The sequence below is a fragment of the Ruegeria sp. ANG10 genome (genome assembly GCF_040705255.1).
Lineage (GTDB): Bacteria > Pseudomonadota > Alphaproteobacteria > Rhodobacterales > Rhodobacteraceae > Ruegeria.
The window spans coordinates 103,998-128,372 of sequence record NZ_JBFCVU010000013.1 but is presented as its reverse complement, the minus strand read 5'-3'; the positions used below and the strand labels follow the sequence as shown (position 1 = coordinate 128,372).

General features: G+C 56.3%; 23 protein-coding genes. 6 read left to right on the top strand and 17 right to left on the bottom strand.

Features of this window, described 5'->3' with window-relative positions; all coding sequences use genetic code 11:
* The 6 genes from AB1A64_RS20855 to AB1A64_RS20830 all read right to left on the bottom strand — a co-directional run.
* The coding region (locus tag AB1A64_RS20855) for a four-carbon acid sugar kinase family protein (RefSeq protein WP_366553853.1) at positions 1–703 on the bottom strand (703 nt) is incomplete at its 3' end.
* A 10-nt stretch (positions 704–713) separates the two neighbouring features.
* A complete protein-coding gene (locus tag AB1A64_RS20850) occupies positions 714–1,358 on the bottom strand; it encodes an aspartate/glutamate racemase family protein (RefSeq protein ID WP_366553851.1) in 645 nt (214 codons plus the stop codon).
* A 105-nt stretch (positions 1,359–1,463) separates the two neighbouring features.
* Positions 1,464–2,549 carry an isocitrate/isopropylmalate dehydrogenase family protein gene (locus AB1A64_RS20845; protein WP_366553849.1) on the bottom strand — a complete coding sequence of 362 codons (1,086 nt, stop codon included), beginning with the start codon at positions 2,547–2,549 and terminating at the stop codon, positions 1,464–1,466.
* Positions 2,550–2,599: 50 nt separating this feature from the next.
* Positions 2,600–4,144, bottom strand: a complete 1,545-nt coding sequence (locus AB1A64_RS20840; protein WP_170755961.1) for a tripartite tricarboxylate transporter permease — start codon at positions 4,142–4,144, stop codon at positions 2,600–2,602.
* A 9-nt stretch (positions 4,145–4,153) separates the two neighbouring features.
* A complete protein-coding gene (locus AB1A64_RS20835) occupies positions 4,154–4,585 on the bottom strand; it encodes a tripartite tricarboxylate transporter TctB family protein (protein ID WP_366553847.1) in 432 nt (143 codons plus the stop codon).
* A 72-nt stretch (positions 4,586–4,657) separates the two neighbouring features.
* Complete coding sequence (locus AB1A64_RS20830) at positions 4,658–5,638, bottom strand: tripartite tricarboxylate transporter substrate-binding protein (RefSeq protein ID WP_366553845.1); 981 nt, start codon at positions 5,636–5,638, stop codon at positions 4,658–4,660.
* Positions 5,639–6,028: 390 nt separating this feature from the next.
* Here AB1A64_RS20830 and AB1A64_RS20825 point away from each other — a divergent pair, with 390 nt between their 5' ends.
* Positions 6,029–6,952, top strand: coding sequence for a GntR family transcriptional regulator (locus AB1A64_RS20825; RefSeq protein WP_366553843.1), 924 nt, complete (start codon positions 6,029–6,031; stop codon positions 6,950–6,952).
* Positions 6,949–7,341, top strand: coding sequence for a methylglyoxal synthase (locus AB1A64_RS20820; protein ID WP_366553841.1), 393 nt, complete (start codon positions 6,949–6,951; stop codon positions 7,339–7,341). The genes AB1A64_RS20825 and AB1A64_RS20820 overlap by 4 nt, the downstream gene beginning before the upstream one ends.
* A 189-nt stretch (positions 7,342–7,530) precedes the next feature.
* Here AB1A64_RS20820 and AB1A64_RS20815 read toward each other — a convergent pair whose 3' ends face one another.
* Positions 7,531–7,905 carry a DUF4345 family protein gene (locus tag AB1A64_RS20815; protein ID WP_366553839.1) on the bottom strand — a complete coding sequence of 125 codons (375 nt, stop codon included), beginning with the start codon at positions 7,903–7,905 and terminating at the stop codon, positions 7,531–7,533.
* 17 nt (positions 7,906–7,922) lie between these two features.
* Complete coding sequence (locus AB1A64_RS20810; protein WP_366553837.1) at positions 7,923–8,846, bottom strand: SDR family NAD(P)-dependent oxidoreductase; 924 nt, start codon at positions 8,844–8,846, stop codon at positions 7,923–7,925.
* A 111-nt stretch (positions 8,847–8,957) separates the two neighbouring features.
* Here AB1A64_RS20810 and AB1A64_RS20805 point away from each other — a divergent pair, with 111 nt between their 5' ends.
* A complete protein-coding gene (locus AB1A64_RS20805) occupies positions 8,958–9,905 on the top strand; it encodes a LysR family transcriptional regulator (RefSeq protein WP_366553835.1) in 948 nt (315 codons plus the stop codon).
* 435 nt (positions 9,906–10,340) lie between these two features.
* Here AB1A64_RS20805 and gyrB read toward each other — a convergent pair whose 3' ends face one another.
* Together gyrB and AB1A64_RS20795 are read right to left on the bottom strand one after the other, a co-directional pair.
* Positions 10,341–12,758, bottom strand: a complete 2,418-nt coding sequence (gene gyrB / locus AB1A64_RS20800; RefSeq protein WP_366553833.1) for a DNA topoisomerase (ATP-hydrolyzing) subunit B — start codon at positions 12,756–12,758, stop codon at positions 10,341–10,343.
* Positions 12,759–12,860: 102 nt separating this feature from the next.
* Positions 12,861–13,433, bottom strand: a complete 573-nt coding sequence (locus AB1A64_RS20795; protein WP_366553831.1) for a helix-turn-helix domain-containing protein — start codon at positions 13,431–13,433, stop codon at positions 12,861–12,863.
* 100 nt (positions 13,434–13,533) lie between these two features.
* Here AB1A64_RS20795 and AB1A64_RS20790 point away from each other — a divergent pair, with 100 nt between their 5' ends.
* Positions 13,534–14,100: a carboxymuconolactone decarboxylase family protein gene (locus AB1A64_RS20790; protein WP_366553829.1), complete on the top strand. Its 567-nt coding sequence runs from the start codon at positions 13,534–13,536 to the stop codon at positions 14,098–14,100.
* On the opposite strand, the gene recF is transcribed toward AB1A64_RS20790, so the two are convergent.
* The 6 genes from recF to mutM all read right to left on the bottom strand — a co-directional run bounded on the left by recF (position 14,097) and on the right by mutM (position 20,720).
* The gene (gene recF, locus AB1A64_RS20785; protein WP_366553827.1) at positions 14,097–15,194 is read right to left on the bottom strand and encodes a DNA replication/repair protein RecF; all 1,098 of its coding nucleotides are present in this window, start codon (positions 15,192–15,194) and stop codon (positions 14,097–14,099) included. The genes AB1A64_RS20790 and recF overlap by 4 nt on opposite strands.
* A gap of 39 nt (positions 15,195–15,233) precedes the next feature.
* Positions 15,234–16,355 carry a DNA polymerase III subunit beta gene (dnaN, locus tag AB1A64_RS20780; protein ID WP_366553825.1) on the bottom strand — a complete coding sequence of 374 codons (1,122 nt, stop codon included), beginning with the start codon at positions 16,353–16,355 and terminating at the stop codon, positions 15,234–15,236.
* A 229-nt stretch (positions 16,356–16,584) separates the two neighbouring features.
* Complete coding sequence (dnaA, locus tag AB1A64_RS20775) at positions 16,585–17,982, bottom strand: chromosomal replication initiator protein DnaA (protein WP_366553823.1); 1,398 nt, start codon at positions 17,980–17,982, stop codon at positions 16,585–16,587.
* A gap of 554 nt (positions 17,983–18,536) precedes the next feature.
* Positions 18,537–18,800, bottom strand: a complete 264-nt coding sequence (gene rpsT / locus AB1A64_RS20770; protein WP_170418171.1) for a 30S ribosomal protein S20 — start codon at positions 18,798–18,800, stop codon at positions 18,537–18,539.
* Between the two features lie 225 nt (positions 18,801–19,025).
* The gene (locus AB1A64_RS20765) at positions 19,026–19,802 is read right to left on the bottom strand and encodes an enoyl-CoA hydratase (RefSeq protein WP_366553821.1); all 777 of its coding nucleotides are present in this window, start codon (positions 19,800–19,802) and stop codon (positions 19,026–19,028) included.
* A 66-nt stretch (positions 19,803–19,868) separates the two neighbouring features.
* Positions 19,869–20,720 (bottom strand): bifunctional DNA-formamidopyrimidine glycosylase/DNA-(apurinic or apyrimidinic site) lyase, encoded by an 852-nt coding sequence (gene mutM / locus AB1A64_RS20760; protein WP_366553819.1) that lies wholly within the window; start codon positions 20,718–20,720, stop codon positions 19,869–19,871.
* Between the two features lie 86 nt (positions 20,721–20,806).
* Here mutM and ubiE point away from each other — a divergent pair, with 86 nt between their 5' ends.
* Both ubiE and ubiB read left to right on the top strand, forming a co-directional pair.
* On the top strand, positions 20,807–21,559 hold the full coding sequence (gene ubiE, locus AB1A64_RS20755) for a bifunctional demethylmenaquinone methyltransferase/2-methoxy-6-polyprenyl-1,4-benzoquinol methylase UbiE (RefSeq protein ID WP_366553817.1): 753 nt from the start codon (positions 20,807–20,809) through the stop codon (positions 21,557–21,559).
* Positions 21,559–23,088: a 2-polyprenylphenol 6-hydroxylase gene (gene ubiB, locus AB1A64_RS20750; RefSeq protein WP_366553815.1), complete on the top strand. Its 1,530-nt coding sequence runs from the start codon at positions 21,559–21,561 to the stop codon at positions 23,086–23,088. The genes ubiE and ubiB overlap by 1 nt, the downstream gene beginning before the upstream one ends.
* A gap of 96 nt (positions 23,089–23,184) precedes the next feature.
* On the opposite strand, the gene AB1A64_RS20745 is transcribed toward ubiB, so the two are convergent.
* Positions 23,185–24,360 carry an acetyl-CoA C-acyltransferase family protein gene (locus tag AB1A64_RS20745; protein WP_366553813.1) on the bottom strand — a complete coding sequence of 392 codons (1,176 nt, stop codon included), beginning with the start codon at positions 24,358–24,360 and terminating at the stop codon, positions 23,185–23,187.
* Between the last annotated feature and the right edge of the window lie 15 nt (positions 24,361–24,375).

Here is a 24,375-nt window from a genome sequence, read left to right as displayed (position 1 = left end):
CGAAGTTTCTGGGTAGGCCCAATGCTATCCCGGATCCCCCGGAAATGAGCTGGGCATCCTTCAGAGCCTCGCCCCAGGCCAGCAAATCCGCGTCCGAAATCGCATCACCGATCACAAAGCGCTCGTCTGCGTTATGCAACGCATTAGCAATCGCCTCTGACCCTTGCTTCACGGCGTCAATTGATACCAACCCAACCGCTTCTTTGGTCTGATGCTGCAACCAACGCCTTATGTTGGAATCTGTCATTGGAGTAAGGGGGTGATTTTCCATCCCAGACTCGTGCAACAGCTTACCAAGCACAAAAAGATGGCCCTGATAGATCGTTCGCCCAGTTGTCGGAAAGGCCGGACAGAAAACCACCTTTTGCGCGCCCAGTTCGTTGGCCAACGCTGCCGCAACGGGGCCGATGTTTCCCTTAGTCGTGGAATCGAAGGTCGAACAATACTTGAAGATGAATTGACGGCATCCTTGATCCTTAAGCCACCGTAGCGCGCGTAGGCTGTCTGCAACGGCTTCCTCAATAGGTGCAGTGCGGCTCTTAAGTGAGATCACACCCGCTTCGATCTCTTTGTCGGCTAGGGTCGTTGGAATACCTGGAAACTGAGCCGTTCGTAACCCACCTTCCGGCTCAATGCCCTTTGCCAAGGTGTTCGCAATATCACTCGCACCAGTAAAATCGTCCGCTATGACTCCGATTAGCATTGAACCTCCCTCACTGATTGCCTTCGACGCGCCGTCGGATTTCGTGAATCGCTGCCTGTGGACTGGTCAACACTGGAATCTGTACTGCCTTACGGACATCCTCAACGGCGTCAGACATCGAAAACTGAGCTAGAAGAATAACGTCAGCGTCGTCGATACTTGATGCGGTTTCCGCAATCAGGCGATTGTGTTTTTCATCATCACCCGCTTGCTTTGCAGCCAACGCGCCAGAGCAATAGTATGACGTAATCTCCGCATTGCTACCGCGCGCCCTGGCAGCATCTAGAAATTCCTCTTCCATACCTGCCGCAGCTGAAGGAAAAGTATAAATCATTGCGATGCGATCACCATACGAGAAAGCCGCATCAAACATCGCTTCATTCGGCTTCATGACTGGGATGAGCGCCTCGAAATTTGCTCTTTCGATTGCGGCTCCGAATGCTGAGCACGTGAACAGTACACCATCTGCGTCAGCGCCTTCCGCATACCGGCAAAGGTCTACGATGCGGCGGAAAAGATCGGCGGACAATTCGACTTGCTTAGACCTGTCTAAAGACAACCCCTCTTCTAGTATCGAAATGGTTTCCGCTTCCGGCCAGTGCTCGCGTGCCGCAGCTTCGATTGGATCGATCGCAACGCGGGTTGCATGGATCAACGCTAATCTTGGTCGTCTCATAATTGCTCCAGCTCAAGACGGGTGACGCCGCAAAATGCGACGCCACCAGTTGATGTAGGCACGCTTGCCCACCGGGAGATCCAATCACGCCGGGATCGTTTCCTTGGAGACCATTTCGGCCACAAGCGTTCCGAAGGTGTCGGTGTTTATAGTGCCACCAAGGTCGCGGGTGCGCTTTGCAGGATCATCGATGACGGCATCAACTGCATCCGCAATGGCTTGCCCAGCCTCCAAAAGCTTCGGATTTCTTCTCTGCTCGCCGAGCCAAACGAGCATCATAGCGGCGGAGAGGATAAGTGATGTCGGGTTCGCAACGTTTTGCCCCTGGATGTCCGGGGCAGAACCATGCTGTGCTTGTGCGCAGCATAAGCCCGTTTCAGCGTTTGCATTGATCGACCCAGCGAGCCCCAAAGACCCTGACAGTTCAGAGGCAAGGTCCGAGAGAATATCGCCGTAGAAGTTAGTCGCGACGATAACATCATATTCGTGCGGTTTTCGAACCAGCAGCGCTGCAAATGCGTCGACAATCAACTCTTCGGTTTCGACTTCAGGGTAGTCCTTCGCCACCTCGCGGAAACATTCCAGAAACAGGCCGTCGGTCATGAGAAAAGAGTTGGCCTTGTGTATCGCGGCGACTTTCTTCTTCCGTTGCATGGCCAGTTTGAAAGCCTCTCTGCAAATCCGCATTGATCCGTGTCGCGTAATTTTGCGAACCGACAAAGCCATGTCCGGATCGGGCATCATTTCTCCGACGCCTTTGTACATGTTGCGGTCAGGATAGAATCCCTCCGTCGCCTCACGCATGATTACAAGGTCCATCCCGGGCGCTTTGTTCGTTAGAAAGTCACGGCTGCGGGCCGGCCGCACATTCGCATAAAGATCGAGCCCGATACGGAACCCGGCCGAAACGTTGCGACCACCTTCAACGACTGGCGGGTAGTCCATATGGGACTGCGTCCCTAAAATGACCCCATCGAACTCAGTTCGTGCACGTTCCAGCACATCGTCACGCAGAGTGATACCGTGGTTCCTGAGGCTGGTAAAACCGGACTCCTCTTCCTCAAACGTCAATCCCAGGTCGTACTTCCTGTTTGCGGCCTCAACGACTTCCAAAGTCGCCGCCATGATTTCAGGTCCGATGCCATCGCAGGGCAGTGTCATGATACGCATCTGTTGTCTCCTTGTTGGCCTAAGCCAGTCATTCTTGAAATCCGGTGGGTTTAATCCCCCACCGATGCCTCTTCGTCATGGCGCTGCGCATCCATGCGGTCCTTCACCCGACGGCCGACAAACATGGGCAATACGAAACCTGCGATTGCGATGAGCCAAAGGATTATTGCGAGGGGACTTCCCACCAGCGCCAACCAATCCCCGTCCGAAATCGTCATTGCGCGGCGAAGGTTCACTTCCATCTGGTTGCCAAGAAGGATGCCCAAGATGACCGGCACCAGCGGCACATCAAGTTTGCGCAGAAGCCAGCCTGCAAAGCCGAAGCCAACCATTAGCATTACATCGAAGGTGGAGCCCGTTATCGAGTAAATCCCAACGAACGAGATCATTGCAACGACAGGCATCAGAATGCGCGTCGGCACCAGCAACACGCGCGTGAACAATCCGACCAACGGAACGTTCATCAAGAGCAGAATGATGTTGCCGATGAACAAGGCCGCGATCAGCCCCCAAACCACATCCGGATTCTTTGTGAAGAGCAGTGGTCCCGGGGTAATGTTAAGTTGCAGCAAAACAGCCAACAGAACGGCGGTAGTCCCCGAGCCCGGTACACCCAACGAAAGCATCGGCACCAACGCGCCTCCAGCGGCCGCGTTGTTGCCTGCCTCCGGAGCTGCAACACCGCGTGGATCGCCCTTTCCAAAGGATTTCCCATCGCGGTCGACGCTTTGTTTCTCCAGTGAGTACGCAAGGAATGACCCCAGCGATGCTCCGGCACCTGGCAAGACGCCTGAGAAGAAACCAAGACCAGTGCCGCGAGCGATTGAAGGCATGCAACGCTTGATCATGCCGAAGTCTGGCAATATGCGCCCAACTTTCGTCGCGCCAGCTGATCCAACGGCACCGCCGCGGTGATGTTCGAGAAAAATCAACACTTCACTCAGTGCGAACAATCCAACGATAGCGATCAAGAAGTCGATGCCATCGAAGAGGTGGATTTCACCAAAGGTGAAGCGCTGCGACCCTGTTTGGCTATCACTGCCAATCATCGCGATACCCAGCCCTAGTGCAGCTGCGAAAGCAGATTTGGCTTGGTTCGTAGAGGACACACCACCCAGTGTCGCAAATGCGACTGTAAAGAGGACAAAGTACTCAGCTGGTCCGAAAAGCAGCGCGATTTTGACCAACTGTGGCGCCAAAATCACCAGGCCAATTGTTGCGACAAACGCCCCAAAGAAAGATGCGATGCCACCTAAAGACAAGGCTTCGCCGGCCTGGCCGTTCTTTGCCATCGGATATCCATCGAGGCACGTCATCATCGCGGGTTCATCGCCCGGGATGTTTAGCAAGATCGAACTAATTCGACCTCCGTACATGGCGCCGTAGTAGACACTTGTAAGCAGGATGAGAGATGGGATAGGCCCAAGCCCGAGCGAGAAGGCAATCGGAATGAGGATAGCAACCCCATTTGCCGGGCCCAAGCCAGGCAATGCTCCCATCAAAGTGCCGAGGAAGCATCCAACGACAGCAAGGAACAGATTTTGCGGTGACAACGCAACCGAGAATCCATCAACAAGAAGTGCAAGCGTTTCCATGGCGACCCCTCAGAACCCCAATGGTCCTTCGGCCAAAGCAAGGCCTAGGATTAGGTGAAAAACGACGTAGATACCGATGGCTGTCAGCAGGCCTACTACGGGCGACCAAAGCGGAGTGGTTCCCAGTCGCCAGGTTAGGTAGGCAGTTGCAAAGGTTGTCGCGATAACAAACCCAATCTCGGAAAGAGACCATGCGTATAAAAACATCACAGCAGTGGCGAACAATATCTCGGCAAAGTCGCGCAACCCTGGCCACTTAGGCTCTTCATCCGGGCGGATTATGAAGTAGAGCGACGTAAGGCCTAACACGGTGCCCACGATGTAAGGAAAGGCGCGCGGACCCACGACATCGACCATGAAACTGTCTTTGATGATCGATGCTGCCCAAATATAGAATATTGCAAGGGCCAGTCCGAAACCGCCGAAGATGCGGTCACTCATAGTTTCCTCCCAGATTTCCGGAACTTCTTTTAGGTGCCCAACCGGATGCGACCGGTTGGGCACGCATGACACTTATTGGATGATACCGATCTCTTTCGAGAGCTTGGTCACGTCCGCAATACTGCCCTCAACAAAGGTGTACATGTCGTCGCCAAAGTTGTTGAACGGCTCAATGGCAGCTGCTTCTAGCTCTGCCTGGAAGCCAGGATCCTCGGTCAGCGTAATGATCGCGTTCTTCCAGAACTCTTTAGCTTCGTCAGTTGCACCGGCCGGCATGTAAAGGCCGCGCCAGTTCGCGCCAACGACGTCGAAGCCTTCCTCTTTTGCAGTAGGAATATCTGGATAGTTCTTCAGACGTTCAGGAGCCAGGATCGAGATTACGCGGATGTCACCCGACTCCAGAAAGCCCAGCATCTCGGAGAAGTCTCCAGAAAGCGCCTCGACCGAACCAGAAAGCAGACCAGTCATGGCTTCACCGCCACCATCGAAGGATACATATTTCATCTGGGTTACATCTTCGAGGCCAGCTTCGCGGGCGACCAACATGGGCTTGATGTGGTCAAAACTGCCCACAGACGAACCACCCGCGATCCCAACTGATTTTGGATCAGCGACAATGTCCTCCATCATTTGAGACAGAGAGGTGTACTTGGAGTCTGCGGGAACAGCGATGGCGCCATATTCGGCTCCGAAAGTGGCAAGAAAGTGCACGTCATCCTGTTGGGCGCCTTCGTAAATGCCCTGCGCAATTCGAGCGCTGGTACTCATAGAAGCCGCAACGATAAGGTTGTTGTCTTCGTTGCGCTCCTTCGTGACATGCGCGAACGCGACTCCGCCACCCCCACCGCTCATATTGGTAACCTGCATCGAATCCTCGATGATCCCGAGATCGAAGAGATACTTCGCCGTTGTACGACAGATGAAGTCCCATCCACCACCGGGATTTGAGGGTGCAATGCATTGCGGGCTTTCAGCTTTGAATTCGGCGGACGCGCCAGTCACGCCGGCAACGGCTGCCGCAGCAGCAATGACACCGATGCGAGTAAATTTCATGAACACGGGTAATCCTCCCCAGTTTTCCAAGTGTTTTTCAGCGCGAATCCCGCACTGGCTATTTTGATTGCATATTGGTGCGCAAAAAGCCAATTTTATTTTGCTTTTTTTAATCGAAAAAACCAAAATAGTTGAACTTGCTATTCCCCGATACCTTTCAAGTATATGTTTTATTAAGTGTTTTCGAAGGATCGACACTCACCTTAAATGAAAGAACTTCGGTCGAACGGTCATAAATCCAATCCAATTTACGCAAACATCACCTTCTCAGCAGTGCTAAACCCGCCTCTCTTTGGCTTTTTACATATAGAAAACCTAAAATTTGGCTGTATGTTAGCTGTCAGATGCAATCTACGTAGGTGAGAGTGGCAAGAGGAGTCAGGCGTACCAATGCGAGCCAGCGAATTGTCAAAGAAGATATCGAACCGTCTTTTGCATGATATCGTTGCGGGTACACTTGAAGGTGGCCAGCATATAAGCGCTCAGCAAGTCGCCGACAGGTATGGCGTATCCAGAACCCCAGTGCGCGAGGCGCTGGTATCCTTAGAGGAAAAAGATGTTCTCATCCGCCTGGAAAACCGCGGGTACTTTGTGGCCGACAAGTTGCCTCCAGCCATCAAAGAAAACCTGGATACTGTCGACCCAAGCGAGCTAGACGAATACCAACTGCTTGCAAACGATTGGCTAACAAATGAAATTCCAGAAGAAGTTACCGAGCAGTTCTTAAAGCAGAAGTACGGCTGGACTAAAGCTAAGGTCGGAGAACTGTTGATCCGCGCTTCTCGAGAAGGTTGGGCTGAACGCAAAGAAGGCTACGGCTGGCGGTTTCTTCCAGTGGCAAAAACACCCGAGGCATTTGATGAGATTTACAGGTTCAGAATGGCGATAGAGCCAGCCGCCATGCTGGAGCCCTCGTTTGAACTCGATCACAAAGTCCTGGATGAACAGCGGCGCATTCAGCAGGGAATGCTTGATATGGATATGGACGCCGTTAATGGAGAAGCGCTGCTAGAAAGTGGGGCTTTATTCCATGAGGAACTCATCAAGTTGTCCGGAAACCCGTTCTTTCTCATGGCACTCCAACGCGTGAATAGAATGCGACGCCTCATGGAGTATCGAGCCGAAGTGAACCATCAACGATTGATAGAACAATGTACTGAGCATCTTGAGATCCTTACACTTCTGGAATCCGGCAATACCGTGGATGCCTCCTACAGAATGCGGCAACATTTGAGTGGCGCACTTAAGCGTAAGTCTCCGCTGGCATGGAGTTGGGCTACGGACACTTCAACACCGAGGAAATCAACACCATGAGCAATGGGAGCGACGGTCCAAACGGCCGCAACCGAGTCGCGCTTGTGGCGCATGATCAGATGAAAGACACAATGGTCGAGTGGGCCAAATCCCATAAAACCGCATTGAGCAAGATGGAGCTTTTTGGGACTGGCACGACCGGCGGGCGAATTGCGGATGAAGTCGGCGTGCCTATCAAGCGTCTCAAAAGTGGTCCGCTGGGAGGCGACGCTCAAATCGGCGCTATGATTGCCGAAGGGAAGCTCGACACACTGATCTTTTTCATTGATCCACTATCAGCGTTGCCACACGACGTCGACGTAAAATCACTTCTTCGACTGGCTACGCTGTACAACACTGTTCTGGCTATCAATGAAGCGACTGCCTCGAAGGTCATCAGCGAGGTTTAGTCCAAACGAAGCGACTGCTCCACTAAGAACTATGATTGCTTTGGGCTGGACGCTGACGTTTGCCTGAATATCGCGAGCGATTGCTATACGGACAAGCCGGAATTGCTCGAATGTCCGCTGGTGAGCTTGATGATGGGCCGAATGGATGGCGACTTCAATCTAACCGCCATCCACCTGCTTCGAAGTCGATTAGAAGGAGAGCTGGTAGTAGGCTGACAGCAACACCGCGAAAATCACAAGTTCGACGACCAACGGGGGCAGAACAGCCTTGTCAAATCCGTCCGCCAGTATTCCGACAATACGCCCGACAGCAACAACCGCCATCAGGATCGCGACAGCCAGATAGCCCAGTGTCTGCCCGGTGGTCAGACCGAGCACTAGCAAAGCCACTGAGGCCAGAAACAACCCGCCAATCACCGAACGGATCGTGCTAAGTCCGGCGGTGCCGACCGGCTCGATGGCAAAGTTGGCTACCATGCGCCGAGGTGCAAACATCGACATGATACCGAGACCAGATAGCATGAGGGTTGCGAGGATAACGAAGATGTTCAGTGTGGTTTCCATTTGGTTTCTCCTTTGAATTAGGCGAACCGGCGTAATGCTTGGTTCGCGTTGTCCTGAGTGGTGATGTCTGACAGAGCCCCATCGATGCTGGCTTGATCCACGACTGGCCCGGTGGGATAGCCGGTTTGACTGGCATAGAAGTGGCCGGTTTTGAATTCCGGGTTCAGCAAGCCGTCCAGATACCGTTTTGCCCCGGCTTCAACGCTGTGCATCATGCCGAACAGGGGCATCAGCACGCCGCCGACATGTTTGAACACGATGCGTTTCATAAGCGGCAGGTCGTCAAAGCCAGCAGTTCCTGCGGTGCCTCCGGGGCTCATGGTGACAAAGCGAATATGGGGATGCTGACGCGCCATCGCCCCCATCCACAGGGTCGCGGTGAGCTTGGCATAGCCGTAGGTCTGCATCGGGTCGCCGTCGGGGCCGAACTTGCTGCCGTCAGCGATTGATTTGAACTCGTCCACTGTTCCATTGGACAGGTCGGGGCGTTGCATCCCCATCTTGGGAATACCACGAGCAGCCTCGGACCCGGCATAGAGGATAGTGGACGTCACCAACTGATGTTCCAGCAACGCGTCTACCAACACCACATGGCCCAGAACGTTTGTTGCGAAGATGTTGGTCACGCCATCGCTGGTGAGGCTGTTTGGGTTCTGCCCGCCCGTTCCACCCGCATTCAGGATTACAGCGTCAATCGGGGTGGAAAGTTCGGCCACAGCGGCGCGAACCGAAGCCGGATCGGTGACATCCATCAGCACGATTTCAAAGATCTTGCGTCCGGTTTCATGCTCTAGTGCCGCTTTTGCAGCGTTGGCTTTGGTTGGGTTGCGGCAGGCCAGATAGACCTTGGAAATCCCTTTCTGAAGCGCAAGCTGCCGGGCCGCCTCGCGGCCCAGTCCGGCGTTTGCGCCGGTAATCAATACGGATTGTATCTGGTTCATCGGGTAGGGTCCTTGGGTTTGCGTTTGATAAGCCCAAGGTAAACCGGTCAATAAATGATCTGTAGATAGGCATTTCTGGACATACTGCTTCAAAAATGAAACACAAGATGTATGTCGATCAAGGAAAGCCATTCCCTGAACTGGGACGATCTGAAGTACTTTCTGGCTGTTGCCCGCACCGGAACATTGCGGGGCGGCGCTGATAGCATTCAGGTCAACCACACGACCCTGACCCGGCGACTTTCGGTTATGGAGGAACGGGTTGGGAGTCGCCTCTTTGATCGCTCCAGGCAAGGTCTGGTTCTGACACAGCTTGGCGAAGATCTGATGCCTCATGCCGAACGTGTAGAAGTTGAAATGACCGCTGCGTCTCGCGTCATTGTTGGCAGGGATGCGCAACCCTCGGGCACAGTCTACGTTACGCTGCCCCATGGGCTGGCGATGACCTCGCTAATGGATGATTTCGCCGCCTTCGCTGATCTCTACCCAGACATTACGCTAAACATGAACTTCACAAACGACATCCGGGATTTGACACGGCGCGAAGCGGATGTCTCGCTGCGCATTGCCAATGACGTGACTGATGACGTGGTGGGCAGAAAACTGGTTCAAATGTCCCAGGCCGCCTATTGCACCAGAGAGTACGCCGAGAAGATCAGCGACAACGGCGGAGAAGGACTTCATTTTATCGGTTGGCATGAGCCAGAAGAGGCAATTACGGCCAAATGGATCAAAGACAGCTACTACCCTAAAGCTCAACTCAGGCACCGTGTTTCAGAACTTGTGCCCTTGATCACACTGGCTGCCTCCGGTCTCGGCATGGCCTATCTTGCGTGCAATCTTGGCGACCGCCATCCTGATCTGATCCGCGCGCCCTTCCAAAAGCCGATTCCGTACAGGAGCATCTGGCTTTTGCTGCATCGCGATCTTCGGAACACCGCACGGGTCCGGCTATTTGTTGATTTTCTAGCTGAACAGATAAAGTCAAGGCGTAACGAGTTCTGGGTCTCGGGAACAGCGCGCTCAAATAACGGTCATTCGCAGCATCTCAACAAATGAGCAGGTTGCGTTCCAACTCGGTCATTCGCTGCATTTGGTGTGAACGACCACTATGCGGAGATAGCGTTGAAAAAGTCAGTTATTGGCGAAAGTCAGTGGAAAAGCAGGCCATTGAACGACGCCACGAGATTTCGGCCAAGGGGGTCGGTCAAATCATCAATGCGGCGCTGTATGTGGCGCTCATGACCAGTTGAGCGCAATCCGACACGACTTTTCTCATGTTCTGAATTTTTGCGGAAAACTGAGAGCCAGGAAATTTTGACTTTTTCAACACTATCCGGACAAAGCTCCCGTTCGCTAAGGTAGCTCCGAGGTCCGCTCTTCTCTCGAAAGTCAGCCTCAAACATCTCTGATCAGTAGTTTCTGTGCGTCACCCCATTGCCTTGGCGAATACCCTGTAGGTGCGCGCATAGTACTTCGCGCACCTACAGAGACTTAGAAATCCAGATTCTCGACGCTCAGCGCGTTTTGTTGGATGAATTCACGGCGCGGCTCCACCACGTCGCCCATCAGCTTGGTGAACAGGTCATCTGCCTCGACCATATCGTCCACCCGCACCTGCAGCAGAGTCCGTGCGTCCGGGTCCAGCGTGGTTTCCCATAGCTGGTCGGGGTTCATCTCTCCGAGCCCTTTGTAGCGTTGCAGCGACAGACCCTTTTCACCCTCTTCCAGAATGGCGCGCAACAAGTCCAGCGGTCCGTGGATCACCTGGCTGCGGTCGCGACGGATCAAGGTCGCGGGGGTGTTGTAGATCTCTTGCAGGCTTTGGGTAAAGCTGCCGGTTTTGCGGGCCTCGCCCGAGCGCAGCATGGGGCCGTCCAGCGTGCGGACCTCTTCAACACCGCGCAGGATACGGGCCAGACGGATGCCGTGATCCTGCGTGATCCGACCTTGCCAGCCGCGTTCGTATTCCAGCGCGATCAGGTCCAAACGGGCCGCAACTTTGTCGGCCACGCCTTGCAGGTCAGCATCCACAGCACCCGGCACAAAGGCACCGGCGACGGCGGCCTGCTCCAGAATGTGGCGCGGATAATGGGTTGGGAATGCGTCCAATACGCGTTTCAACTGCCGCGCCTCATCGACCACACGGGTCAAGTCCTGCCCGATGATCTCTTCACCCGAGCCCAGTTTCAGCACGGCCCCTTCAACGCCCTGATTGATCAGGTAATCATCCAACGCAGCCTGGTCTTTCAGGTAAACCTCTGATTTACCGCGTGAAACTTTATAAAGCGGCGGCTGCGCGATATAGAGGTATCCGCCTTCGATCAGTTCCGGCATCTGCCGATAGAAGAAGGTCAGCAACAGCGTCCGGATATGCGCGCCGTCAACATCCGCATCGGTCATGATGACGATCTTGTGGTAGCGCAACTTTTCGATGTTGAACTCATCGCGGCCAATACCGGTGCCCAGCGCCATGACAAGGTTGCCGATTTCCTGCGAAGACAGCATCCGATCAAACCGCGCCCGTTCCACGTTCAGGATTTTCCCGCGCAGCGGCAATACCGCCTGCGTCAGACGATCCCGCCCGGTTTGCGCCGATCCGCCGGCCGAGTCCCCCTCGACCAGGAAAACTTCGGTCTTGGATGGGTCTTTCTCGGAACAGTCCTTCAGCTTGCCGGCCAGATAGTTCACATCCATTGCCGTCTTGCGGCGGGTCAGTTCGCGGGCCTTGCGGGCGGCCTCACGGGCCAGAGCGGCCTCGATGATCTTGCCAACGATGGTTTTGGCCTCATTCGGGTTCTCTTCGAACCACTCGGCCAGCTTTTCGTTCATCAGACCTTCAACCGCTGGGCGCACCTCGGACGACACCAGCTTGTCCTTGGTCTGGGACGAGAACTTCGGATCGGGCACTTTGACGGACAACACACAGGTCAGACCTTCGCGCGCGTCATCGCCGGTAAAGCTGACCTTTTCCTTTTTCGCGATCCCGCTGGATTGCGCATAGTTGTTGATCGTACGGGTCAACGCGCCCCGGAAACCGGCAACATGGGTGCCGCCATCGCGCTGTGGAATGTTGTTGGTGAAGGGCAGGACCGTCTCGTGATAGCTGTCATTCCACCACATAGCGATTTCCACGCCGATATCGTCGCGTTCGCCCTTGATATAAATGGGCTCTGGCATCGCCGCCGATTTCGAGCGGTCCAGATATTTGACGAACTCCTTAACGCCACCCTCATAGAACAGCTCGGTTTCCAACCGCTCCGCCGGGCGCTCGTCGATCAGGATGATGCGCACGCCCGAGTTCAGGAAGGCCAGCTCGCGCAGGCGTTTTTCCAGCGTTTCAAACGAGTATTCCAGATTCGAGAACGTGTCGGTCGAGGCCAGGAACCGCACCTCAGTTCCGGTGCGGTCGCCACACTCCTCGACTACTTTCAGGTGCTCGACCGTTTCGCCGCCTTCGAACCGGGCGACATGCTCTTTGCCATTTCGCCAGACACGCAGTTCCAGCCAATTGGACAGGGCATTCACAACCGAAACGCCCACACCGTGCAGACCACCCGACACCTTGTACGAGTTGCTGTCAAACTTACCGCCCGCGTGCAGCTGCGTCATGATGACCTCAGCCGCCGAGACACCTTCTTCGGGGTGAATATCCACCGGAATACCACGCCCGTTGTCGCTGACCGAAACGCTGGAATCGGCGTGAATTTTCACTGTCACATGGTCGGCATGACCGGCCAGCGCCTCGTCAATTCCATTGTCGACAACCTCATAGACCATGTGGTGTAAACCCGAGCCATCGTCCGTGTCGCCGATATACATGCCCGGACGTTTGCGAACAGCCTCTAAGCCTTTGAGAACTTTGATGGAATCAGCGCCGTATTCCTGTGGCGTCTGTGCGTCTTCGGACATTCAGTCAGTACCTATATTATTTTGGTAACTTATACGTTTTCTGGTGGGGAATGTCACGCGCTCCCCCAAGATTTTGTGGTTCGAGTGGCCTTGATTTGCGGATCAAAGCCGATCGAGGTCGGCCGCGATATCTGCAGCAATTTCCGCTGCGTTCACATCGTCCCGCTCGGCCGACAATCGCAGGCCCAGAAGGTCGGATTGATACCGCGCCGCAAGACGCACCGGGTCATGTTCCGCACCGATTTCACCGGCCTTTTGCGCGCGGCGAAACAGGTCTGCAAAACAGGTCTTCATTGCAATCATGTGGGTGCGGGCCTGGCCCGCCAGTTCATGACCGCGCGCCTGCAATTCGGCATAGGTTTTGGACAGCATACAGGCTTTGGTCGGCAACTCGGACGCCTCGACCACCAGACGTGGCTGGGCCTTGAGCGCCTCTAACGGGCCCAAGTCCTGCGCCAAGGCCATCATATTGGCGACGCCATCCTGCGCATAGCGTTCCATTGCCAGCGCATAAAGCGCATCCTTCGAGCCAAACGCTGCATAAAAGCTGCCTGGCTTCAACTTCAACTCACGCTCTAAGTCCTTCAACGATGTTCCGGCCCAACCGTGACGCCAGAATATATCTCGGGCCTGTGCGATCAGGGTATCTCGGTTATAGGCAGGTTTACGGGGCATCATCCTCACCAATTCTTGAACGGTTGCTCAAATATATACTTGAGCGAACGCTCAAGAAAGGCTATTTCGGACTCAGCCGCCAGAAAAAAGGAGTTCCCACATGGCCAACTTCCCTTCACACGACCTCGAATCCGCCCCTGAAGGTTCCAAACCCCTGCTGGAGAAATCTCAGGCTGCGTTTGGCCGCCTGCCCGGTTTGCACAAAGTAATGGCCGAAAGCCCCCAGCATTTGGAAGGCTATCAGGTGCTGCACCATCTGTTCGTGCAGACAGATTTCGACAATGACGAAAAAACTGTCGTCTGGCAGACCATCAACGTGGAAAACGAATGCCACTACTGCGTGCCAGCGCATACCGGCATTGCCAAGATGATGAAGGTCTCGGACGAGATCACCGAGGCCCTGCGCAACGAAACTCCGCTGCCCAATGCCAAGCTTGAGGCGCTGCGCACCTTCACCCTGCAAATGATGGAAACCCGGGGCAACCCGTCCGAGGAACAGCTGCAGGCGTTCTTTGATGCAGGCTACTCACACCGCGCTGTTTTGGACGTGGTGCTGGGTCTGGCGCAGAAAACCATGTCGAACTACGTCAACCACATGGCACAAACGCCGGTTGACGAAGTCATGCGTGGCTTCCTGTGGGAGCGCAAAGTCAACGAACCCGCCTAAGCGGATACGACCGAGCCCTCAAAGCTATCACTCACGATCAACGTCTGGGCTCGGTCACCCAGTTCCGCAAACAGCTCAGGCCCGGTGCCCGTCATCCAGGCTTGAGCGCCCAGCGCGCAAATCTCATCATACAGCGCTGCCCGCCGCCCCGCATCCAGATGGGCCGCCACTTCATCCAGCAACACGATCGGAGGCGCGCCAACCATCCCGGCCAGTGCCCGCGCGTTTGACAAGATCAGCGACACCAACAGCGCCTTTTGCTCTCCGGTCGAGCAATCCTTGGCTGGCACACCTTTGGCCGCAAACACGCCATAGAGGTCCGACCGATGCGGCCCGACCAAGGTCCGCCCTGCCGCCAAATCGCGGAAACGGCTTTCATTCAAGGCCTCGCGTAAATCCTCCACTGTCTCGGGCATGGCACCTTCGGTCTGTACCAATTCCAGATCAGCCGAGGGAAACGCCGTTTCTGCCTGGTCCTGCGCCCTGCACAGATGTTCCAACGCGGCCAGCCGCGCGGTGTGTATTCTGTGGCCGGTCTCGGCCAATTGCCCCTCAAGCGCGGCATACCAATGGGCGTCGCGCACCTGCTCTTTCAGCAGGCGGTTGCGTTCTCGCATGGATTTTTCGTAGGTCAGTGAGGCCTCGGCATGGGCGGGATCGAAACTCAGCGCGATGCGATCCAGAAACCGCCGACGCCCCTCGGCCCCTTCAATCCATAACCGGTCCATCGAAGGGATCAGCCAGACCACACGCGCCAGTTTGCCCAGATCAATTTGGCTTGAAGCTTTACCATCAATCCGAACCTGACGCGCCGCGCCGCTTTCGGACCAGGTCTCGATCTCGTAATTCTGACCCTGAACCTGCAACAAACCGGACAGCTTCCACCCCAGCGCTTCGGGTCGACGTGTCATCTCAGCCGCGCTGGCCCGGCGCATCCCACGCCCGGGGGAAAACAGCGACACCGCCTCAAGGATGTTGGTTTTACCGGCCCCGTTCGGCCCGTGAATCGCTACCGGTCGCCCATCCAAGGACAACCGCGCCAGCTTGTGGGACCGGAAATGTGAGACCGTAAGTTCGGTCAGGGCCAAACTCATGACCCTTTCCTTTCGTTAGGAACCACCCCGCAGGGTCGATCAGACGCGCATCGGCATGACAACATAGACCGCGCTTTGGTCATTACCTTCCCGCATCAGGGTTGGATCACCTGCCGAGTTGAACAGGAACACAGCGTTTTCACGATCCACCTGGCTGGCGATCTCAAGCAGGTATTTGGCGTTAAAGCCAATCTCCAATCGTTCGTCGCCATAGGCCACGGCCAGTTCTTCTTCGGCGGCACCACTGTCGGGGGCGTTGACCGACAAGACCAGCTTGTCCGCATCCAGTTGCAATTTGACAGCGCGCGAGCGTTCCGAAGACACGGTCGCCACCCGATCCACAGCTTGGGCGAATTCAGCCGCGTCCACTTCCAGCTGGCGCGTATTGCCCTGCGGAATCACACGGGTGTAGTCGGGGAAAGTGCCGTCGATCACTTTCGAGGTCAGCGTGATATCGGGTGTTGCGAAACGCACCTTGGTTTCGCTGACCGAGACGGCGATACCCATCTCATCATCGTCCAGCAACTTGCGCAGCTCACCCACCGTCTTGCGCGGAACGATCACGCCCGGCATGTCGGCGGCTCCGTCTGGCAAATCGGCATCGATGCGGGCCAGACGGTGGCCATCTGTGGCCACGCAGCGCAACACCTTGCCGCCTTCGGACCCGTCGGCCACGTGCATATAGACGCCGTTCAGATAATAGCGGGTTTCTTCGGTCGAGATGGCGAATTTCGATTTGTCGAACAGCCGCCGCAGCAGTGCTGCCGAAGCGGTGAAGTTCGACTGATACTCCGACGACGCCATCACCGGGAAATCCTCTTTCGGCAGCGTCGCCAGCGAGAAGTTAGACCGGCCCGCTTCAACCGTCAGACGACCAGCCGCACTGTCAGCGGTCAGTGTCACCAACGCCCCATCCGGCAGTTTCCGCACGATCTCGTGCAGGGTTGTCGCTGCGACGGTTGTGGCGCCCGCTTTTTCGACCTGCGCCGGGGCTTTGTCGACCACCTCGATATCCAGATCGGTGGCGCGGAACATTGCCTGATCGCCTTCGGCCTCGATCAGCACATTGGCCAGTATGGGAATGGTGTTCCGGCGTTCTACAACAGATTGGGCCTGCGAAACGGCCTTGAGAAGGGTGCCGCGTTCGATGCTGATCTTCATACCCTCAATTCCTCTGACTTGCGTGCCGAAAACAGGCGGGACTGGCACGTTAGCGGTTCCACCCTGAGGCACAAGGATTTTTTATGGTTTTCTGGGTCGGAACGGCCAAAGGGTCAAGGGGCGCGTGGCCGCGTGGGCACAGTTCCTATTCAACCGTGGATTTAAGCGCACAAGAAAACGCCCCGGGCGTGAGGGTCCGGGGCGTTTTCTTGAATTGATGGGATGACCCTTAGGCTTCCAGCGACCGGCGCAGCATTTCCACGTCTTCGGCGATCTGGCCGTCGGTGACTTTCAATTCTTCAATGCGTTTGACGCCGTGCATGACGGTGGTGTGATCGCGTCCACCAAAGCGACGCCCAATCTCGGGCAGGGACCGGCTGGTCAATTGTTTGCACAGGTACATCGCCACCTGACGCGGACGCGCATAAGACCGCAGGCGTTTGGGGCCGATGATGTCGGACAGGCGGATGTTGTAATAGTCCGAAACTTTGCGTTGAATCTCTTCGACGGTGATCTTGCGCTCGGACGCCCGCAGCACATCCGCCAGACAATCCTGAGTCAACTCCATGTCGATCTCACGCCCCACCAGCGAGGCAAAAGCGAACAGACGGGTCAGGGCACCCTCCAGCACGCGCACGTTGGTCGAGATACGATGGGCCAGAAACTCCAGCACGCCATCGGCGATGGTCAGATCGGGATAGGTGCTGCTGTATTGCTGCACCTTGTTCTGCAAGATGCCCAGTCGCAGTTCGTAATCGGTGGGGTGTAAGTCGACAACCAGACCGCATTGCAGGCGCGATTTCACGCGATCTTCCAGATCCTTGATCTCACCCGGGGCGCGGTCAGCGGAAATGATGATCTGCTTGTTCTGATCAACCAGCGCATTGAATGTGTGAAAGAATTCTTCCTGAGTCGAATCTTTGCCAGCGATGAACTGCACGTCATCCACCATCAACACGTCGACCGAGCGGAACAGATGTTTGAAATCCATCATCCGACGTTCACGCAGGGCCTGCACAAAGCGGTACATGAATTGTTCCGCCGACAGATACAGCACGTTCAACTCGGGGCGTTTGGTTTTCAGCTCCCACGCGATGGCATGCATTAGGTGCGTCTTACCAAGACCAACACCGCCATACAGAACCAGCGGGTTGAACGTGACGGGGCCACCTTCGGAGACACGGCGCGCGGCGGCATGGGCCAGTTCGTTGGGTTTGCCGACCACAAAACTGTCAAAAGTGAAACGGGCATCCAGCGGTGCAGCCTGAAGGGATTCGAGCGCATCATTCGCGGGCTCGGCCCGCTGTGACAGGGACTGCGGTTGAGGCGCGTCCTGAACAACGGACGGCGCAGCTTCTACATCACCCGACGGACGCACCGGCGAATTGGCCGCGACGCGAAACGCCAATCGCTGAACCGATTCCCCTGCGGTGTTCATCTCGTACAGAATCAAGTCCGCAAAGTTTTGACTAACATAATTGCCCATGAAGTTGGTCGGAACCGAGAACGTGGCCACGCCATCCTGCAGCTCTTGGAATTCAAGAGGCTCGATCCAGGTGGTATAGTTGTTCTTGCCGATCGCCTTGAGCAGTTTGTTACGCAGTTGTCCCCATTTCTCTTGTGTCATCAAGCGCCTCACGCATCCCATTCTTTATTGGCCTGTCGGCCTTATTAATCTAGCCCGGTTGCCCGGTTCTTAAGCATTCACACGCAATAGGATACCCATCGCCAAACCACATGGGTCTGGCGGGACTGTCCCGAAAGTTTGCACGGCCCAGCAATCAGGCACCCATAATCCGGGCGCCCCGTAACCGGGTTGCGCTTCGCAATCAAATTTTTAGACAGGGCTCAGATCTTCGGTTACCCCAAGACCTTTAGCAGATCAGCAAATCAGCCGTGACCGATTGCCAACATTCGTTTCGTGACCGTCCTGATGCCCGTCAGTCAGATCGCCGAAACAGCCTGTCCCCCCAAGCGAGTGAATCGCTGTACCAGTGGTAGCAAGAGGCCAAGGCGTACGGCAACGAAACTCTGATATTGACTCGGGTCTTTTGCAGAAAGAATCTCTCGGTTTTGTGAAGACGCGACTTTCCGGCAACAGCAACAAAAAGGCGCCACGCATTGTGACGCCTTTGAGAACAATTCGACCTTGCTTTGTTGACCCAAGGTCAACCCGAGCGATTAGCCCAGTGCTTTTACGCGGGCCGACAGGCGCGACATTTTCCGCGAAGCGGTGTTTTTGTGAAAGACGCCTTTGGTGACGCCACGCATCAGTTCGGGCTGAGCGGCACGCAGAGCTGTGGTTGCTGCATCCTTGTCGCCGGACGCAATCGCTTCTTCAACCTTGCGCAGATAAGTACGGATGCGCGAGCGACGTGCTTTGTTGATAGCAAAACGCTTTTCGTTCTGACGAGCGCGCTTTTTAGCCTGAGGCGAGTTTGCCATGTGTTTCTGACCTTCATTCGGTACGGTTATCAATGGTTGCGCGTCACGGACTATCCGCACCGGATCAGAATCACGAGTGTGAGTCGGGCCAAGCGGGCCGCACGCGCATGTATAGCGGCGCTAGTTACCCAAGTTTGCGGGCTTTGCCAAGCCGATTCTTTTGCGACGTATAGCAGCCATGAAAAAAGGCAGGCCAAGCCCGCCTGTTTCGGTCGCTTGCCCGTTTTACTTGTCGCGGAATTGAGCCGCGCGTTTTTCCAAGAAGGCCGCCATGCCTTCTTTCTGGTCTTCTGTCGCAAACATCGAGTGGAACACGCGACGTTCAAACAGCATCCCTTCGCTGAGCGGCAACTCATAGCTGCGGTTCACAGCTTCTTTGGCGGCCATTGCACTCAGCTGCGATTTCTCAGCGATCTTCTGGGCGGCGCCCATCGCCTCTTCCATCAGCTTCTTGGCTGGCACGACCCGACTGACAAGACCCGAACGCTCGGCCTCTTCGGCATCCATGAAGCGACCGGTCAGATTCATGTCCATCGATTTGGACTTACCAACGAAACGCGTCAGGCGCTGCGAACCACCCAGCCCTGCAATGACGCCCAGATTGATTTCGGGTTGCCCGAACTTGGCGGTATCCGCAGCAATGATGAAATCGCACAACATGGCCAATTCGCACCCACCGCCCAGCGCATAGCCAGCAACGGCTGCAATGATCGGCTTGCGGATCGCGCAAACACGGTCATTCAGAGCACCAAACAGATTTGAGCTGTAGACATCGACAAAGCTCATCTCGGACATTTCCTTGATGTCCGCGCCAGCCGCGAACGCCTTGTCCGAACCGGTAATGACGATGCAGCGCACCTTGTCGTTGGTATCCGCATCTTCCAATGCGGTGCATAGTTCCTGAGCCAGCTGCGAATTCAGTGCATTCAGCGCATCGGGTCTGTCGAGCTTGATAAGGGCGACGTGGTCTTCGATTTCGACGATGATCGTCTCAAAAGCCATGAGGTGTAAGCTTCCGGTTGTTCCGTTCAAGTACGATTCCTTATCACGCGAATTTTCTGGATCAAGTTATCTTTGGCATTGCGCGCAATAGAAGGATGAGCGACCGGACTGGGTGATTCTTTTCACAACGGCATCACAACCCTCGGTCCGGCAGGGTTCGCCTTCACGCCCATAGACATCGAAGCTGTGCTGAAAATATCCAAGTTCTCCATCAGCTTGGCGGAAATCACGCAGGGATGAACCACCGGCCTCGATCGCGTCCTGCAACACCTGCCGAATGACCGGAACCAGAGAGGCAACGCGTGGTGCAGAAATTTGTCCGGCTTTGCGACGTGGCGACACACCCGCGCGATAAAGGGCCTCGCAAACATAGATATTGCCCAATCCGGCAACGATTCCCTGATCCAAAAGCGCAGATTTGACCGGAGTGTTCTTGCCTTTGAACGCCTCGATCAGGTGCTGTTCGTGGAAATCATTCCCCAAGGGCTCTGGGCCTAAAACTGACAGCAGTTTGTGATCCTCAGCCGCAGCCGTGGTCAACAGGTCCATCGCGCCGAAGCGCCGCGGATCGTTGAACGTCACACGCGCGCCATTGGCCATGTGAAACACCACGTGGTCGTGTTTTTCGGGCATGGGATGCTCATGTACGAACTGCCCCAGCGGATCACCCGATACTGTCATTCGCCCGGACATCCCTAGGTGAATCAGAAGCGTTTCACCACTGCTGAGATCGGCCAGAATATATTTTGACCGCCGCCGCAGCTGATCCACCCGCTGCCCGGTCAGCCGCTCGGCCATGCGGTCCGGGAACGGCCAGCGCAAATCGGGGCGATTTACATCTGCCCGTTCGATCACAACCCCCTCCATTGCGGGGCTCAGGCCGCGTCTTACTGTCTCGACCTCGGGCAATTCGGGCATTAGATGGCTCCTAATTCAAAGGGCCGCATTGTGCCCCGGTTCCAGAGCCCTATAACAGAGACGAAATTCGACAAACGGCAAGGCTTATGTCCGACAACAGCGACAAGACCACTCATTTCGGGTTTGAAACCGTGCGCGAGGCCGACAAGGCCGGTCGTGTGCAGGGCGTGTTCAACTCGGTCGCCTCGAAATACGATGTGATGAACGATGTCATGTCGATGGGCATCCACCGGGTCTGGAAAGACGCGATGATGGACTGGCTGGCCCCGCGCCCCGGTCAACGTCTGCTGGATGTGGCCGGTGGAACGGGCGATATCTCGTTTCGCTTCCTCAAACGCGCGGGCTACGGCCACGCCACCGTTCTGGACCTGACCGAGCCGATGCTGGTCGAAGGCCGCCAGCGCGCCGAGGCCGATCAGATGTCCGACAGCCTGAACTGGGTAGTGGGCGATGCGATGGCCCTGCCGTTCGAGGACAATACCTTTGACGTTTACACCATCTCGTTCGGCATCCGGAACGTGACCCGCCCTCAAGAAGCGCTGAACGAAGCCTTCCGGGTGCTGAAACCCGGTGGCCGTCTGATGGTGCTGGAATTCAGCCAGTTGCCCAATGACGGGCTGCAAAAGCTCTATGACCTGTACAGCTTCAACATCATTCCCCGCATGGGCAAGCTGATCGCCAATGATTACGACAGCTATCAATACCTGGTCGAATCGATCCGCAATTTTCCCGATCAGGAAACTTTTCTGGGCATGGTTCGTGCCGCTGGTTTCGAAAACGCCAAATACCGCAACCTCAGCATGGGTATCGCTGCGCTACACTCCGGCTGGAAGATTTAATGCGCGGCCCTCACAACATCATCCGCCTGATCCGCACAGGCGCCACGTTTGAACGCACAGGCGCCATGAATGTGGTGCTGGACGCGTTTGAGGCCCCCCGTGCGCTGCGGTTTCTGGCGCATGCGTTGGGCAAACCGTTTCAATGGCTGGGTTACAAGGGCGACCCCAACATGCCACCCGCCACCCGGGCACTGACAGCACTGGGCCCGGCTTATATCAAGTTCGGTCAGATCCTCTCGACCCGCCCTGACGTGGTGGGCGAAGAACTGGCCGCCCAATTGCGTGTGTTGCAGGACAAGCTGCCACCCTTTTCCCGCGCCGAAGCCATGGCCGAGGTGGAAAAGGAACTTGGCCAACCCGTCGATGAGGTTTTTGAGGAATTCAGCGAACCAATCGCTGCGGCTTCGATCGCGCAGGTGCATAAGGCGCGATTGGTCAGCACCGGTGAATATGTCGCCGTCAAAGTGCTGCGCCCAGGGATCGAGCGTGCCTTTCACAAGGATGTCGATGCGTTCTATTTCGCCGCCCGTATTGTCGACCTGTTCGCCCCCGGCGCGCGCCGCCTGCGACCGATGGACGTGATCGAACATTTCGACGGCGTTGTACGGGGTGAGTTGGACCTGCGACTGGAAAGCGCCGCTGCCTCGGAATATGCTGCCAATACCAAGGACGATGCCGGTTTCTGGCTGCCCCCCGTTGTGTGGTCACTGTCCGCGCGCCGGGTGATGACGCTCAGCTGGGCGGATGGTGTACCGCTGGGCGACAATGCTGCACTGGATGCGGTTGGTCACAACCGCCGCGATCTGGCGGAGCGGGTCCTGCACCTGTTCCTGCTGCACGCCCTGCGTGACGGCTATTTCCACGCCGATATGCATCAGGGCAACCTGAAGGTCGCCGCAAATGGCGATATCATCGCCTATGACTACGGCATCATGGGTCATATCGACGAATACACCCGCCGGGTTTATGCCGAGATTCTGTTCGGTTTCATCCGCCGCGACTATAAACGCGTGGCCGAGGTACATTTCGAGGCCGGTTACGTCCCCGCCAACCAGGATGTCGACGAATTTGCCCGCGCTTTGCGAGCGGTGGGCGAGCCGATCTTTGGCATGGACGCCTCGCATATCTCAATGGGCCGCCTGCTGAATTACCTGTTCGAGGTCACCGAACGCTTTGGCATGGAAACCCGGACCGAACTGATCCTATTGCAGCGTACGATGGTGGTGGTCGAAGGCGTTGCACGGTCGCTTGATCCGCATATGAACATCTGGGAAACTGCCCGCCCCGTGGTTGAGGATTACATCAAGCAATCCATCGGTCCCCGCGCGGCGCTGCGGGACTTCGGGAAAACCGCGATGGTCCTGGCCCGCTTTGGCCCACGACTGCCCGGTCTGGTCGAAAATGCACTGATCGCGCAGACCCAAAAGGATGATCCGCAAAAGTCATCCTTATGGTCCGCGGCCCTACCTGCCGCCATCGGTGCCGCAGCCGGTGCGGCGCTAGTCCTGATTGTCAACGTGCTCAGCTAAGTCAGCCCGCCTGCTTCATCTGGCCAATAATACCTTCGGGGGGAATCGCGCCTATGCGCGATGGGGGGCAGACAGCCCCCCCTGCACGGTTCGAAATCAAAGCCGCTGGATAGCCAGCGCAATACCCTGCCCACCACCGATACACATGGTCACCAGCCCCTTGGTCCCTCCAATGCGCTCCAGCTCATACAGCGCTTTCATGGTGATGATTGCGCCGGTCGCCCCAACCGGGTGACCCAAGGCAATCGCGCCACCATTCGGGTTAACTTTCGACGCGTCCAATCCCAGTTCCTGATTTACCGCCAAGGCCTGCGCCGCGAAGGCCTCGTTGCTTTCGATCACATCGAAATCATCCACCGACAGGCCGGTTTTTTCCATCAGGTTCCGCACCGCCGGAACCGGCCCAATTCCCATAACCTCGGGGCGAACGCCCGCATGGGCATATCCCAGCACGCGCGCCTTGGGCTTCAACCCGGCTTTCTCGGCTGCATCCGCTGTTGCCAAAACCATCGCCGCCGCCCCGTCATTGATGCCCGAAGCATTACCCGCTGTAACGCGCCCATCCTTCTGGAACACCGGCCGCAGCCCGGCCAGCGCCTCGGCAGTGGTGGCCTTGGGATGTTCGTCGACCTTGAAATCAACCATGTCCCGTTTGACCTTGACCTGCACCGGCGCGATCTGGCTGTCGAAATACCCCGCCTCAATCGCCGCTGCGGCGCGGGTCTGGCTGGTTACGGCGAACTGGTCCATCTGCTCGCGGGTGATCTGGTGTTCGTCTGCCACGTTCTCAGCTGTCACACCCATATGTCCGGTGCCAAACGGGCAATTCAGCGCCCCCAGCATCATATCCAACGAGGTGACATCGCCCATCTTCGCGCCCCAGCGCGCCTGCGGCACGATATAGGGACTGCGCGACATGCTCTCGGCCCCGCCTGCCACGGCAAATTCGGCATCCCCCAACATCAGCGACTGCACAGCTGAGACAATTGCCTGCGCGCCTGACCCACACAGCCGGTTCACGTTCATCGCAGGTGTTCCATTCGGAATTCCAGCCTGCATCGCGGCAACGCGCGACAGGTACATATCCCGCGGCTCGGTATTGATCACGTGGCCAAACACCACATGCCCGATCTGACCACCTTCAACACCCGAGCGTTCCAGCGCGGCTTCGGTGACAACCGTAGCCAGATCGATCGGAGCGGTCGAAGCCAGCGCGCCACCAAAGGTTCCGATAGCGGTGCGGGCACCGTCCAAAATTACGATATCAGTCATGGATCACTCCTCGTG

What these genes read in the sequence shown, in the direction of transcription:
- AB1A64_RS20845 (WP_366553849.1), bottom strand. Translation starts at nt 2,549, where the DNA reads ATGCGTATCATGACACTGCCCTGCGATGGCATCGGACCTGAAATCATG.
- AB1A64_RS20840 (WP_170755961.1), bottom strand. Translation starts at nt 4,144, where the DNA reads ATGGAAACGCTTGCACTTCTTGTTGATGGATTCTCGGTTGCGTTGTCA.
- AB1A64_RS20835 (WP_366553847.1), bottom strand. Translation starts at nt 4,585, where the DNA reads ATGAGTGACCGCATCTTCGGCGGTTTCGGACTGGCCCTTGCAATATTC.
- AB1A64_RS20830 (WP_366553845.1), bottom strand. Translation starts at nt 5,638, where the DNA reads ATGAAATTTACTCGCATCGGTGTCATTGCTGCTGCGGCAGCCGTTGCC.
- AB1A64_RS20825 (WP_366553843.1), top strand. Translation starts at nt 6,029, where the DNA reads ATGCGAGCCAGCGAATTGTCAAAGAAGATATCGAACCGTCTTTTGCAT.
- AB1A64_RS20820 (WP_366553841.1), top strand. Translation starts at nt 6,949, where the DNA reads ATGAGCAATGGGAGCGACGGTCCAAACGGCCGCAACCGAGTCGCGCTT.
- AB1A64_RS20815 (WP_366553839.1), bottom strand. Translation starts at nt 7,905, where the DNA reads ATGGAAACCACACTGAACATCTTCGTTATCCTCGCAACCCTCATGCTA.
- AB1A64_RS20810 (WP_366553837.1), bottom strand. Translation starts at nt 8,846, where the DNA reads ATGAACCAGATACAATCCGTATTGATTACCGGCGCAAACGCCGGACTG.
- AB1A64_RS20805 (WP_366553835.1), top strand. Translation starts at nt 8,958, where the DNA reads ATGTCGATCAAGGAAAGCCATTCCCTGAACTGGGACGATCTGAAGTAC.
- gyrB (WP_366553833.1), bottom strand. Translation starts at nt 12,758, where the DNA reads ATGTCCGAAGACGCACAGACGCCACAGGAATACGGCGCTGATTCCATC.
- AB1A64_RS20795 (WP_366553831.1), bottom strand. Translation starts at nt 13,433, where the DNA reads ATGCCCCGTAAACCTGCCTATAACCGAGATACCCTGATCGCACAGGCC.
- AB1A64_RS20790 (WP_366553829.1), top strand. Translation starts at nt 13,534, where the DNA reads ATGGCCAACTTCCCTTCACACGACCTCGAATCCGCCCCTGAAGGTTCC.
- recF (WP_366553827.1), bottom strand. Translation starts at nt 15,194, where the DNA reads ATGAGTTTGGCCCTGACCGAACTTACGGTCTCACATTTCCGGTCCCAC.
- dnaN (WP_366553825.1), bottom strand. Translation starts at nt 16,355, where the DNA reads ATGAAGATCAGCATCGAACGCGGCACCCTTCTCAAGGCCGTTTCGCAG.
- dnaA (WP_366553823.1), bottom strand. Translation starts at nt 17,982, where the DNA reads ATGACACAAGAGAAATGGGGACAACTGCGTAACAAACTGCTCAAGGCG.
- rpsT (WP_170418171.1), bottom strand. Translation starts at nt 18,800, where the DNA reads ATGGCAAACTCGCCTCAGGCTAAAAAGCGCGCTCGTCAGAACGAAAAG.
- AB1A64_RS20765 (WP_366553821.1), bottom strand. Translation starts at nt 19,802, where the DNA reads ATGGCTTTTGAGACGATCATCGTCGAAATCGAAGACCACGTCGCCCTT.
- mutM (WP_366553819.1), bottom strand. Translation starts at nt 20,720, where the DNA reads ATGCCCGAATTGCCCGAGGTCGAGACAGTAAGACGCGGCCTGAGCCCC.
- ubiE (WP_366553817.1), top strand. Translation starts at nt 20,807, where the DNA reads ATGTCCGACAACAGCGACAAGACCACTCATTTCGGGTTTGAAACCGTG.
- ubiB (WP_366553815.1), top strand. Translation starts at nt 21,559, where the DNA reads ATGCGCGGCCCTCACAACATCATCCGCCTGATCCGCACAGGCGCCACG.
- AB1A64_RS20745 (WP_366553813.1), bottom strand. Translation starts at nt 24,360, where the DNA reads ATGACTGATATCGTAATTTTGGACGGTGCCCGCACCGCTATCGGAACC.